This is a genomic window from Alcaligenes sp. SDU_A2 (assembly GCF_038237375.1).
GTDB lineage: Bacteria > Pseudomonadota > Gammaproteobacteria > Burkholderiales > Burkholderiaceae_B > Alcaligenes.
Map to the genome: position 1 here is coordinate 83,340 of NZ_CP151273.1, position 12,690 is coordinate 96,029.

The 12,690-nt window shown below is 60.5% G+C and carries 15 protein-coding genes; 2 read left to right on the forward strand and 13 right to left on the reverse strand.

The window, feature by feature from the left end:
- Both AADW57_RS00395 and dctP read right to left on the reverse strand, forming a co-directional pair.
- Positions 1-525 (reverse strand): TRAP transporter small permease, encoded by a 525-nt coding sequence (locus AADW57_RS00395; protein WP_341668087.1) that lies wholly within the window; start codon positions 523-525, stop codon positions 1-3.
- Between the two features lie 126 nt (positions 526-651).
- Positions 652-1,626: a TRAP transporter substrate-binding protein DctP gene (gene dctP, locus AADW57_RS00400; RefSeq protein WP_341668088.1), complete on the reverse strand. Its 975-nt coding sequence runs from the start codon at positions 1,624-1,626 to the stop codon at positions 652-654.
- 208 nt (positions 1,627-1,834) lie between these two features.
- Between dctP and AADW57_RS00405 the strand changes: the two genes are divergently transcribed.
- Positions 1,835-2,530 (forward strand): HAD family hydrolase, encoded by a 696-nt coding sequence (locus AADW57_RS00405; protein ID WP_341668089.1) that lies wholly within the window; start codon positions 1,835-1,837, stop codon positions 2,528-2,530.
- Positions 2,531-2,546: 16 nt separating this feature from the next.
- On the opposite strand, the gene AADW57_RS00410 is transcribed toward AADW57_RS00405, so the two are convergent.
- From AADW57_RS00410 to thpR, 11 genes are all read right to left on the reverse strand, one after another.
- Complete coding sequence (locus tag AADW57_RS00410; protein WP_341668090.1) at positions 2,547-2,888, reverse strand: hypothetical protein; 342 nt, start codon at positions 2,886-2,888, stop codon at positions 2,547-2,549.
- 4 nt (positions 2,889-2,892) lie between these two features.
- Positions 2,893-3,528, reverse strand: coding sequence for an ABC-type transport auxiliary lipoprotein family protein (locus AADW57_RS00415; protein WP_341668091.1), 636 nt, complete (start codon positions 3,526-3,528; stop codon positions 2,893-2,895).
- The gene (locus tag AADW57_RS00420; RefSeq protein ID WP_341668092.1) at positions 3,525-4,442 is read right to left on the reverse strand and encodes an MlaD family protein; all 918 of its coding nucleotides are present in this window, start codon (positions 4,440-4,442) and stop codon (positions 3,525-3,527) included. Before AADW57_RS00420 ends, AADW57_RS00415 begins: the two co-directional genes overlap by 4 nt.
- Complete coding sequence (locus AADW57_RS00425) at positions 4,442-5,239, reverse strand: ABC transporter ATP-binding protein (protein WP_341668093.1); 798 nt, start codon at positions 5,237-5,239, stop codon at positions 4,442-4,444. Before AADW57_RS00425 ends, AADW57_RS00420 begins: the two co-directional genes overlap by 1 nt.
- Complete coding sequence (locus AADW57_RS00430; protein ID WP_341668094.1) at positions 5,233-6,363, reverse strand: MlaE family ABC transporter permease; 1,131 nt, start codon at positions 6,361-6,363, stop codon at positions 5,233-5,235. The genes AADW57_RS00425 and AADW57_RS00430 overlap by 7 nt, the downstream gene beginning before the upstream one ends.
- A 73-nt stretch (positions 6,364-6,436) precedes the next feature.
- Positions 6,437-7,732, reverse strand: a complete 1,296-nt coding sequence (locus AADW57_RS00435; RefSeq protein ID WP_341668095.1) for a TRAP transporter large permease — start codon at positions 7,730-7,732, stop codon at positions 6,437-6,439.
- Positions 7,725-8,216: a TRAP transporter small permease gene (locus AADW57_RS00440; RefSeq protein WP_341668096.1), complete on the reverse strand. Its 492-nt coding sequence runs from the start codon at positions 8,214-8,216 to the stop codon at positions 7,725-7,727. The genes AADW57_RS00435 and AADW57_RS00440 overlap by 8 nt, the downstream gene beginning before the upstream one ends.
- A gap of 12 nt (positions 8,217-8,228) precedes the next feature.
- On the reverse strand, positions 8,229-9,197 hold the full coding sequence (locus AADW57_RS00445) for a TRAP transporter substrate-binding protein (protein ID WP_341668097.1): 969 nt from the start codon (positions 9,195-9,197) through the stop codon (positions 8,229-8,231).
- 25 nt (positions 9,198-9,222) lie between these two features.
- Positions 9,223-9,909, reverse strand: a complete 687-nt coding sequence (locus AADW57_RS00450; RefSeq protein WP_341668098.1) for a hypothetical protein — start codon at positions 9,907-9,909, stop codon at positions 9,223-9,225.
- 195 nt (positions 9,910-10,104) lie between these two features.
- Positions 10,105-11,043: a LysR substrate-binding domain-containing protein gene (locus AADW57_RS00455; RefSeq protein ID WP_341668099.1), complete on the reverse strand. Its 939-nt coding sequence runs from the start codon at positions 11,041-11,043 to the stop codon at positions 10,105-10,107.
- Positions 11,044-11,109: 66 nt separating this feature from the next.
- Positions 11,110-11,748 carry an RNA 2',3'-cyclic phosphodiesterase gene (thpR, locus tag AADW57_RS00460; RefSeq protein ID WP_341668100.1) on the reverse strand — a complete coding sequence of 213 codons (639 nt, stop codon included), beginning with the start codon at positions 11,746-11,748 and terminating at the stop codon, positions 11,110-11,112.
- A gap of 178 nt (positions 11,749-11,926) precedes the next feature.
- Here thpR and AADW57_RS00465 point away from each other — a divergent pair, with 178 nt between their 5' ends.
- Complete coding sequence (locus AADW57_RS00465; protein WP_341668101.1) at positions 11,927-12,175, forward strand: GlsB/YeaQ/YmgE family stress response membrane protein; 249 nt, start codon at positions 11,927-11,929, stop codon at positions 12,173-12,175.
- The last annotated feature ends 515 nt before the right edge of the window (positions 12,176-12,690 follow it).

Below are 12,690 nucleotides of genomic sequence, written 5' to 3' on the forward strand. Positions count from 1 at the left end.
TCACGCTCCTTGCTGGATAGCAGGCGAGACCAGACGACGCAGGAACTCCAGCGCCAGCATGGCCGAGCCAAACAGCAATGGCAGATTCAGCCACCACTCCGGAAACACCAGGGCCTTGAACACCATAGAGCCTTGCTCGTGCGCATCCAGGGCCACGGCCACGCACTGCCAGGCCAACACGCCGCTGACGGTCAGGCCCAACAGATTGGACAGCAGGTCCAGCGCACGCTGCGCACTGCGCGGCAAGGTATTGAACAAGACATCAATGCGGATATGGCCGCCCAGATACAAGACCCAGGGGGCCGCCACAAAGGTGGCGATAATCAGCATGTATTCTGTGATTTCCACGCTGGTGGAAAGAATGTCGTAGCCCAGATTGCGCAGTACCACATCGGCGCATACCAACAGGCTCATCAGCCCGAAGGTCAGTGCGGCCACGGCACCGCAGGCATGCATCAGCAGCGCGTAGGGACGACCCCACGCAGGATTGGAAGGAAGGCCTTCCGACGAACTTGCAGCAGACATCGCGTCTTCTCCGCAGATCAATTTGAAAACAGGGCCGGGAAAGCACCCGGCAGAAAATGCGCCATCAAAAAGTGGACATTGCACTCCAGGCGCAATGTCCACGTTCAAGCCAGGCCCAGGGCCCGGTCAGGGTTGGTAGCCGCCGAACAGTTCGCGCAGCTGCGCGGCGTACTTAGGACTGGATTTGTCGATACCCGCCCAGCCCGCTTCGTAGGCCTTGGTGCGCAGCGCGCGCGCGGCCTCGGGGTCCAGAACCAGGGGCTGCACGCCGGCTTTTTCAGTGGCGGCTTTTTCCTGGACGGCCAACTCGTGCTCGGTCACGTTCTGGGACTCCATCCATTCGATCTGCTTGCGCATGAAGGCTTTCTGCTCTTCGTCCAGCTTCTCCCAGCTTTTCTGGTTCATAAAAAAGCCCACTTCGACGTTGTAAAAGCCCGGCTCGACGCGATACTTGGTCTTTTCATGCCAGCCCATTTCCATCACACCCACCGAAGGCCAGCCATAGCCGTCCACCACGCCGCGCTCCAGGGCGGTATAGACTTCGCCCGGCGGGATCTGCAAGGGGGTGGCACCGATTTCGCGAAAGAAGGCCAGATAGACCGGCACGCCGCGCAGTTTGAAACCGGACAGATCGGCCGATGTCACCGGCTTGTTGGTGTAGATGTGGTACTGCAGGCCATCGGTGGTGCGGGCCAGCCAGGTGATATTGGCTTTTTCCCTATGGATCTTGTCCATCAGCTCGTAGCCGCCGTTCTTGCGCAGCTCGCTCATGGGCTTTTCCGTCAGCGTCATGGCCAGGGCCTCGGGCACCAGATTGGCGTGGAACACGGCCGTCGTATTGGCAAAATCGACTACGCCGGCACGCAGGGCATTGCCCACCTCGAACGGGGGGATGGCTTCCGGTCCGCCGATCACGTTGATCTGCACCAGGCCCTTGCCCTCGGCATTGACCTTGTCCACAAACTGCTTGAAGCGTTTGGTGAAGAAGGTGTCCATGGTAAAGACCGACACCGCCTTGAGCGTGACCTCGGCCGCCTGGGCACCGGCCATTCCCATTGCCAGCAGCAGGGCTGCCGCCACTCGAGTCGTTTTCGTAATCATGACGGATATCCCCGACAAAATGTTTTTTATGAGTATTTATTTTAGAAATGAATATATGAATACTCAATTATTTACGTGTTGGGGTTTTCACTTAGCTTGACGGCGCGGCCCGCATCCAACCGTGGTGCCGCCCTGCAACACCGGTGCCGCACACGCTGCGGTATCATCTAAGGCCTACTCTGGTTTTTTGCGAGCAAAGGTTGTACCCATGACGTTCTCCGCTGTGCTTTTCGATTGCGACGGCGTGCTGGTGGACAGCGAACCCATCACGGTGCGCGTACTGCGCGACATGCTGGAGGAAGAAGGCTGGGTCATGAGCTACGACCAGTGCTACGACTGGTTCATCGGCAAGTCCCTGCCCGACGAGCTGCACGTGGTGCGCCAAATGACCGGCAAGGATCTGGACATGGAATGGGTCATGGCCTTTCGGATGCGCCGCAACCATGCCCTGTCCGGCGAAGTCATGCCCATTCCCGGCATCAAGGCAGCCATCGAAATCATTCTGACCCATAAACCCGGCATGATCGCCTGCGCCTCGGGCGCGGATCGCTCCAAGCTCATGCTGCAATTGGGACAGACACAATTGCTGGACTATTTCGGGGACCATGTTTACAGCGGCGCGGAAACACCGCGCAATAAACCGTATCCCGACGTCTATTTGGCCGCCGCGCAGGGTCTTGGCGTGGACGCACGCGCTTGCGTGGTGGTGGAAGACAGCGTGACCGGGGCAACGGCAGGTTTGGCCGCTGGTGCCCTTGTGCTGGGCTACTGCCCGGTAGCCGGACGCGAGCACGAACTGCTACAGGCGGGCGTGCGCCAGACCTTTCGGCGCATGGACGAACTGCCCGCCCTGATCGCCCGCCTTGAAAAGGAACATGCCGCTCACTACCACGGCGGCCTCTGAGCCCAGGGCCTGACAGTCAGTCTTCCAGATGAAAGGCGTGCAGCACCCGATGCAGGACTGGCACAATGACCAGCCCAAAGGTGGCCACCAGCACCAGACTGACATAGGCACCATAGAAGGCAAAGAACAGCTTGCCGCCCACGGTCTCGGGCAGCACCAAAGGCCCCAGTCCGCCGGCGATCATGGCGGCATTTAAGGCGGCATCGTGCCAATGCACATTGTCTTCGAGCCAGATATGGCCCAATGCCCCGATCAGCAAAGACACGCCTACAAAGACCACGCCCAGAACAGCATGCGCGAGGACACGCAGAATAAAACGCCGCCTGCTGATCAGGGGCTGCTTGCGCGACTCGTACATGGCATCAAGGCGTTCTGGCCGATACCGGCACCGAACCGAGCCATTGGCTGATTTGCAGCGCCAGCGCATCGGCCGCGCTGCCAAAAGCCTGCACCACCTGCGGCACCGCCGTGCCCTGCACCGGTTCTTCCTGCGTAAAACGGCGCGTCTGCACCAGCGCGCCATTGCGCTGATCGCGCAACGCAGCATCGAACTGAATGCGCACGCGCGGCGCTCCCTGTACGTACACCACCTGGAAGGCATTCAAGTTGCCGCTCAGTTCCCAATCCGCCACCAACGCATCGCTATCGAGGGTGACGGCGCGAAACTGGCCCGTATCACGCAAGGCGCTGGCCAGACGATTGCGCAACAAGGCGGGCGCATCATCGCTCCAACGCACGCCCTGGTAGGCGCTCAGTTGATTGCCATCGGGCAAGACAATGATGCGCGAACTGGCCAAGGCACGCTCGGCATAAGGCCTGTCCACCTGCACGATCAAAGCCTGTCGGGCCGGATCGGACGCCTGGGCGGCCAAAGTGGCGGCCGGCAACTGATAATACGTCAGAGACTCCGGCGCAGGCAGCACAGAGCAGGCGGTCAGCACAACCGTGCTCATTGCAGCGGCACCCATCGCCAGACGGCGTACAAAAGCAGACATCATGGCGTGAACTCCTGAAGTTGTTCGCGGCCCAGCAGATAGCCGGCCGGGTTGTCATTGAGCCGGGTCGTGACCGCCCGCAGACCGGCCAGCGCCTGACGCAACTCACGCAAGGTCGGCTCGATTTCGGTCAGGCCCTGGGCACCACGGCCTATCGCCGCCGCATTGTCCCGCAGCAGCTTGTCCAGGTTTTGCGTCGCTTTGCTGAAGTCCTGCATTGAGCTCTGGATGGCATTCATGGCCTGCGCACCCTGTTTGTCGATCAGGCCCTGCGTAGACTGGAGCAGCGCAGTGGCCTGCTGACTGGCCGCGGACAATTCGCGGATCAGTCCGGGCACATCTTCGCTGGCCGTGGACAACTGCCCCATCAACTTCTCCAGCTGTCCCAGGCTGGCGGAAATGGATTTGGAATTTTCGGCGGACAGAAAATGATTGGCATTCTCCAGCAGGTCGGATATGCGGCTCATCAACTCCTCGCCGCCCGCCATTAACTGGGCCAGCGGCGAAGGCGAGGCCACAATGACCGGCAGACCGTCATCCGAGGCCTGCAGCAGGGGACTGCTGGGCGTGCCGCCGCCTAGCTCGATAACGGACTGCCCAGTAATACCGGCCAGAGCCAGCCGCGCATGCGTATCCTGATGAATCGGAATCGCCGCCTGAATGGTGATCAAGGCGCGCACACGCTGCAAATCCTTGGGGTCCAGCCGCAAAGAGCGCACTTCCCCCACGCGCAGGCCGTTGTACTGCACGGCACTGCCGCGCGACAGGCCGCGCACGCCTTCCAGAAAAACGACCTCGTAGTCGCGGGTTTCGGCGTCCCGGCCTGCCTTGGACAGCCAAAGCGAAAACAACACAGCCGCCGTGGCGACCAGCAAGGTAAAGACCCCGATCAATACATGATGGGCGCGAGGTTCCATTAAGCGTGCTCCTGACGTCGGTCTTGGGCCTGCTGAGCAGCCCTTCCCCGCGGACCCTGGAAATATTCCCGAATCCAGACGTTATCGAATTGTTCGACACGGCTGAGCGTGTCATTGACCAGCACACGCTTTTCCGCCAATACCGCGACCCTGTCGCAGATGGTGTAGAGCGTATCCAGGTCGTGTGTCACCAAAAAAACCGTCAGACCCAGCGCATCACGCAAGGTCAGGATCAGTTGATCGAATTCCCCGGCACCGATAGGGTCCAGACCGGCCGTCGGCTCGTCCAGAAACAATATTTCCGGGTCCAGGGCCAGAGCGCGGGCCAGCGCGGCGCGCTTGATCATGCCCCCCGACAATTCGGACGGGAACTTGCTGCCCGCATTGGCAGGCAGGCCGGCCAGCGCCATTTTCATGGCGGCAATATGCTCCGCTTTGGGGCGCGATAAGCCGATATGCTCGATCAAGGGCATGGCAATGTTTTCGACGACAGTCAGCGATGAAAACAAGGCCCCCTGCTGAAACAGCACGCCCAGACGACGCTCCAGACGCGAGCGCTCATCGGCGCTCAGCGCGCCGATCTCCTGGTCGAAAATACGGACGGTTCCACCCGAAGGGGGCCGCAGGCCCAGTATGGAGCGCAGCAATACGGACTTGCCGGTGCCCGATCCGCCCACCACGCCCACGATTTCGCCCGGATACACATCCATGTCCAGGTGTTCATGCACTACGTGGTCGCCAAAGCGATTACTCAGATCACGTACCTGGATAATGGGCTTGCGCTGTGCCTCTACCATCCCATCTCCATAAAAAACAACGCCGCCAGGGCATCGATCAGGATCACGATAAAAATAGAGTGCACAACTGCCGAGGTCGTGTGTTCGCCCACGGACTGGGCGCTGCCGCTGACCTTGAACCCTTCCTGACAGCCTATGACGGCAATCAGGAACGCAAAGACCGGTGCCTTGGCCATGCCCAGGATGAAATGCCGCAGATCGATGTCCTGACTGAAAATATTCAAGAACATGGTGGGCGAGATGTCCAGCGTCAGCGCGCACACCAGAGCGCCGCCAAAAATACCGGCGACCATGCCGATAAAGGTCAGGATAGGCATGGCCAGCAACATGGCCAGTACGCGCGGGATCACCAGAATCAACATGGGATTGAGGCCCTGGGCCCGCAAAGCATCAATTTCTTCGTTGGCTTTCATGGAGCCGATCTGCGCCGTAAAGGCACTGGCCGTGCGACCGGCCATCAAGATGGCCGTCAGCAAGACGGCGAACTCGCGCAGAAAGGAAAAACCGACCAGATTGACGGTATAGATGGTGGCCCCGAAGTCAGCCAATACGGTCGCCCCCAGAAACGCAATGACGGCCCCGACCAGAAAGGTCAGCAAGGCCACGATGGGCACGGCATTAAACGCGGTTTCCTCCAGCTGCGCCACAATGGAGGTGACGCGCCACTGGCTGGGGCGTAGCAGGTTAAGAAACAAGGTTTCCAGCGTCAGACCGATAAAGCCCAGCAGGTCGCGGGCCTGGCGGAAAAACCGCTCGGTGGACATACCCACCCGTTCCAACAAGTCGGTGACCAGCCAATGGCGCGGCGCAGCAGGTGCCGACTGGGTGCGGCCCATGGCGCGCGCCACAGTCTGCAGCAACTGCCGACGTTCGTCGGACAAACCGTGCGCTCCATCCAACGCTGCCTGCACACGCTGGGTGCCCAGCCATTCACACAACAACTGAGCGCCAACGGTGTCGAGCGCGCGCAGTTCGCTGAAATCAAGCTCATGTGCGCTGTCTGGCTCCGCCGCCTGCGCCAGACTGGCCTGCAATGCATCGTAATGGCGCAAGGTCCAATCGCCCAGCAGGTGCAATTGGCCGGAGCTGTCGGAACGAAGGTACGCAGGCGAGGAATTCGTCATGAGGCGTAGTCTAACGGAATTGATTCCGCCTGACATCGAATGTCATCAACGCGCTACGCCGGCGTCGCTACCTTTACATGGCGTTGGGCAGCAGCATCACGATTTGCGGAAAAACCGTCACCAGCACCGTCGCCAGCACCAGCACCAGGAAAAAGGGAAAGGCCATGCGCATCAGCTCGAACAGATTGCGCCCTGTAATGCCCTGGATAACGAACAGATTAAAGCCGATAGGCGGGGTGATCTGCGCCATTTCCACGGTCAGAATCAGGTAGATGCCGAACCAGATCGGGTCAATGCCGGCCGCCAGCACGGCGGGCAACAGCACCGACGTCGTCAGCACCACGATGGAGATGCCGTCCAGAAAGGCACCCAGAATAATGAAAAAAACCGTCAGCACGGCAATCAGCGCATACTGGCTCAGGCCCAACGAACCTATCCAGGCGGCCAGATTCGCGGGCAAGCCGGTAAAGCTCATGGCGCTGGTCAGGTAAGCCGCCCCGATCAGAATAAAAGAAATCATGCAGGAGGTGCGCGCCGCGCCCAGCAAGCTGGCCGTGAAGGTGGCCCAGCTCAAGGAGCGGCCAAAAGCGGCGATGATCAGCGACCCGATCACCCCCAGCACCGCCGCTTCGGTAGCCGTAGCGATGCCGCCATAAATCGACCCTATCACCGCCAGAATCAGCAGCACCACCGGGGCCAGCAGGCGCAGACGGCGGATTTTCTCGCCCAGGCTGATCTGCTCGGTAGCAGGGGGCACGCGATCAGGGTGACGAATGGACCACAGCGCGATATAGCCCGAAAACAGGCACATCAGCAGCACGCCGGGCAACACGCCGGCCACGAACAGCCGGATGATGGAGACCTGTGCCGCGACGGCATAGACAATCATGACGATGGACGGAGGAATCAGCAAACCCAGCGTTCCTGCACCGGCCAAAGACCCTATGCTGATGCTGTCGTCGTAGCCGCGCGCCTTGAGCTCGGGCAGGGAAATGCGCCCTATGGTGGCGGCCGTGGCAGCCGACGAGCCGCTGACCGCCGCAAAAATACCGCAACCCAAGGTATTTACATGTACCAGACGGCCCGGCAAACGCTGCACCCAGGGGCCCAGGCCACTGAACATGTCTTCGGCCAGACGAGTGCGATACAGGATTTCGCCCATCCAGATAAACAGCGGCAAAGCCGTCAACGCCCAACTGGCCGACGAATCCCAGGCCTTGGTGGCAAAAATAATGCCTGCCGGCGCATCGGCGAACAGCACAATGGACAGCACACCACACGCCACCAGCACCAGTGCGACCCACACGCCCAGCGACAGCAGCGCAATCAGGGCCACGAACAGCACAATTGCTTGTGAAAGATCAGCCATGCTCTGTGGCCTCCAGTTCCTGCCCCTGCAGACAGCGCAGCAAACGCCGCAGCAACATCAAGGCCAACAAGCCCAACCCGATAGGCATGCCCGCCTGCGGAATCCACAGCGGCACGGCCAACATGCCTTGCGAGACCTCGTTATACATATAGGACTCGTAGACAAACAGCCCTGTTTCCCAGGCGCACCAGGCCGCCAACACAAGGCCCAACACGGTCGCCAACACTTCGTAAGGTCGGTGCAGGCGCGCCGGCATCACCTGCAGCAGCAGCGACACACGAATGTGGTCGCCGTGCAGCATGGCATACGGCAACGCCAAAAAAACAGACGCCGACATGCACCAGGCGGCAAAATCATCCGAAGCCGGAATCTGCATGGAAAACAGCCGCGCCACGATCTGAGCCGTGACCACCACGCCGATCAAGCACAGAAAGAGCGCGGCAAGTGCGCCGCACAGCCTGGCCAAACGCTCCAACCAGATCATGGCGGCGCTCCGTCAGGGCTGACGGTAGGTGTCGAGCAGCTTCTGGCCGTCCGCGCCGGACTTGGCCAACCACTCCTGCGTCATGGTGTCGCCGATTTTATGCAGCTCGCCGGCCAGCTTCTCGGGCAGTTTGCCGACCACCATGCCCTTGTCGGCCATGGTCTGGGTCAACTTGGAAGTCTGTTCGCGGGACATGGCCCAGCCACGCTCTTCGGCACGCTGTCCAGCCTCCAGAACCGCTTTCTGCACAACCTCGGGCAGACGCTGAAAGGCGCGCTTGTTGATGATGACAAAGCTTTGCGGAATAAAAACCTGTGCATCGTAGTAATACTTCACATAGTCCCAGGCCTGCGAATCCACGCCGGTCGCCGGAGAGGTCAACATGGCATCAATCACGCCCGTAGAAAAAGCCTGCGGCACTTCCGGAGTCTGTACCGTGGTCGGCACCGCGCCCATCAAGGTCGCCAGACGACTGGTGGCCGGGCTGTAAGCCCGGAAGCGCACACCCTGCAGGTCGGAGAGCTGCTCGACAGGCTGCTTGGTATAGATGCCCTGCGGTGGCCAGGGCGAGCCATACACCAGCACGATGCCCTGTTTGTCCAGGCGTTCGGCCAGCATAGGCCGGGTCGCCTTCCAGAGTTTTTCGGATTGATCAAAGGACGAGGCCAGGAACGGCACGCTATCCACTTCAAACAGCGGATCTTCGTTGCCGATGGCCGCCACCAGCATCTCGCCGGCCTGCACCACGCCTTGTTGAACACCGCGCTTGACCTCGGGCCGCTTGAGCAGCACCGAATTGGACTGCACATTGATGTTCAATTCGCCATTGGTGGCTTTTTTAATGTCGGCCGCAAACTCGCGCGCGTTCTGGGTCAGGAAGTTGCCATCGGGCTGCTCGGTGGACATATTCCAATTAGTGGCTGCCTGGGCGGTACCGGCCAACGCCAGTGCGCAGGCGGCAAAAAGCATTTTTTTGATCATCTGTAAGCCTCTCTCGTGAATTGACTCAATGGCCGCCTTGGGTGCGGCCCGCATTCAGATCCGTTGAACGCAGATCCCACAACAAGGAAAACTCGTTGACATCAGCCGCTTCCAGACCACAGTCCTGTTGCAGCCGCGTCGTCAAGGCGTGCGCGCCCTGGGCCGTGGTCAGGTCGGCCAGCAAATACGCATCAAGCGTGCGATGGTTCATATCTTCGGACGGCAAGGGCGTAGACAGTTCCGGGTCCGGCGTCAGCACGCGCAACGTCAACAAGCCATCGATCTGCTCAAGCCAGCGCTGTGCATGGGCAAGAAGCGGCTGGCCCGCCTGCCCTGCGGGTAGACGGGCCAGCAGCAAAACACCACCCGTACCCTGGCCGCCCAGCACCGACACTGCCATGACGCGCCGCTGGGTATTGCGCATGCGCCCGAAGTTGGCAATGGACCAGTCGGTCTGGTGCTCGAACGCCTTTCGGTAAGCCGCGCTGGTAAATACATCCAGCGACTGGGTGCGGTACACAGCCAGATATTTGCGACCCTGCCCCCGCTGCACATAGCGGCGCGACCAGTCAAAACCGGCAATCGCTGCCCGTTCGGCCATATGTTCGCGGTCATACCATTGGTTGAAATCCGCCTCGAACTCCGGCGCAATATCCGTCCAGATGAACAATTCACCCGGCGCGCTACGATCAGTACGCAAAACAGCAGACACAAGCCTCTCCCGACAATCAGCGTTGATACTCTCTTAGTCCGATTCTGTAACGCCTGACGATCTGGTTCCAACGGTTTTTTTTGGCATGCTTCGATAGGAAAAACCGATCACAAACACAGATCCGCATGGTGTATGGACTGCCGCGCCATCGTGCCGTCGCACGCTGCCGGCGTTTAAGGGGAAAACCCTCAAGCCTCAGATTGCAAAGGTTCGGGTATCGGGCGGCGGTCTGGCCTGGGTGGGATGGTCGGCCGCAAATTGGCCCATCCTGTCCAAAGCAACGCCGATCACGGCCTCTGACGTTCGCATCAAGGGATCGGGGCGCCAACTGGCCACCAGACGCAGATCCGGCAGGCAATGTTCGCACTGCACTTCCTGATAATGCCCGCCGGCCAGTTGCGCACCGACCGCCGCCACAGGCAAGGTACCCACACAGGGCTGGGCATCGAGCAGCTGTGTGCTGGCCGCAATCGATGACACATAATGGATGTGGGCCTGATCCACATGCTGCTGCTCCAGTAACTGAACCAGAGCCAGATGCGGCTGAGAGCCGCGCGGAAACGTCACCACCGGCCAGCGCCGGATCAGCTCCTGCAGGCTGCAGCTAGGCGGAATGACGCCCCCAGCCATGCTGACCCAGCCCATGCGCATAGCGCCCATAGGCAAGTTGCGTATGCCGTCCCCCATGATGGGATCGGTCTGCAAAGCCACATCGATAATGCCGCGCTTGAGCAGATCGTGCAGACGCAGCGTGGACTCGGCCGTCAGCTCGATCTCCAGCTCGGGATACAGGACATGCAGCTCCTGCATCAAGGCCTTGAACCACGTATGCACAATGGACTCCACCACGCCCAGGCGCACACGTCCGCGCAAGCTGCGCGGACCGGCCAAGGCTTGCCGCAGCTCCTGCTCCACGCTCAGCATCTGCTGGGCGTACTGCAGCAGCGTTCGGCCAGCCGGGGTCAGGCGTACTTCGCGATTGCCGCGCTCGAACAGGGCTTGCTGCAGCTCGTTCTCCAGGGCAGCAATGCGCCCGGATACGGCAGCCTGCGTCAGATGCTGTTTATTCGCCGCCGCCCTGAAACTGCCCAGACGGGCAATCCAGGTAAATGTCTCCAAAAACCGGATATTCATGTCCAGCCTTGTCTGCGACCGGTATGCCGGCCTGTTCTCAGGATCTCCGGCCCTGGCCGGAGCCGTTTAAGACTCTGGCACGACACCTGTCGGAGCGGGCAAACACCGCCCGTGTTCCTTTGCCCCGCCCAGGCATGCCGCCACATGGTATTGGCTACGCCCCGGTCCAGGCACGGACACCACCAGGCCCACTCCCGCCGCCCCAAAAGGCTGACGCGGCAAGGCGTGTTCTTGTGTATCGGCCTGCGTCAGCCGTGCATGCCGAAGCAAGGACACATGCGGGCGAAAACGCCGTTCGCTGCGCATCCAGCCCAGTTCCAGCAGGCGGTCCCAAATATCCTCGTGCCAGTGCTGCAAGGCATCCAGCGCCTGCTGCTGCGTCTGATCCGGCCCCGCCCACACCACCTGCGGTTTCACAAACACGCCCTGAATGTTCAGATCGAACGCAATCTCAGGCTCCACCCAGTCCGGCATCTGCGCGGCCAGATTCCGCAAAGCCGACACGGGGCTGCTGTCCAGAAAAGCCAGCGTCAAGTGGAAATGCTCGGGCAGCATTTGCCGACCACCATATGTCTGGTTCGCCAACCGTGCTTGCTCCTGCAGGTACGCGCGTGTGCCCTCATCGGGCCACAGGCCGATGAACGCCCTTAGCGGGGAGGCGGGATCGCAATCGCGCAGATCCAGGACAGGCAGAGGAATAGACATGAAAACACTATACGTCAGCACGGGCTGTCGCGTCCCTGCGTGCTTTCCTTAACAAAATCTCACTTTTCAACCGTATTCCAGCCTGCTCGAACACTAGACGCGGTAATACTTCATACCTAACATACATGCACCGGCCTGCCACCCCAAGGCCGGCAAACACACAGACAGGAGCAGCGCGATGGGCATCATCTCCATGATCATTGTTGGCTTTATTGTGGGCTTGCTGGCACGGGCCATCATGCCCGGCGACCAGAAAATGGGTTGGATACTGACCACCCTTCTGGGCATTGTCGGGGCCTTGGTAGCTGGCTACCTGGGCCAGGCCATGGGCTGGTATCAGCCGGGCGAAGCAGCTGGCTGGATAGGTTCGATCGTAGGCTCGATCATTGTGCTGTTTGTTTACGGTCTGATCGCCAAGCGCTCCTGACCGCACGATCGAGCAGCCGGAACCGCCTGCCTTGTCAGGCGGTTTTTCTATGGTTCTTCGAAAAATTCCGAGATCCAATTTACCCAGTCGATGAGAAACTGGTTTTTTGAAGACGCCATTCAAGACGCAGTACGCTTGGACGGGGCTGATGACTTGCCCCTTCCGATCTTGCTGCGCCTTGAACGGCTCAAAACACCGACGACATAGCCCCGGCTATACGCCTTCATGCCAAACAAGAAGTTCTGCGGATGACTGATACCTTGTACAACGTACGCCTTGCCGTTTGGGCCAAGCACTGCGGTGCTGTTCTCGCCAGACCAGCCATAGCGGGCCGGCGGGCGAGTCAGGCCCTTCGCCGCAGGCGGGATGCTGGGGCGGGAGACAAGGGGCGTGCTGTTCGAGCAGGACGCTTGTGATTCGTCCAATGGGCGAATCACCCTGCGAGTTCACGCCCCGCCCGCCCCGGTATCCTGACCAGGGAACCCGCGCACAGCGCGGGCGAAGGACCCCGCCAA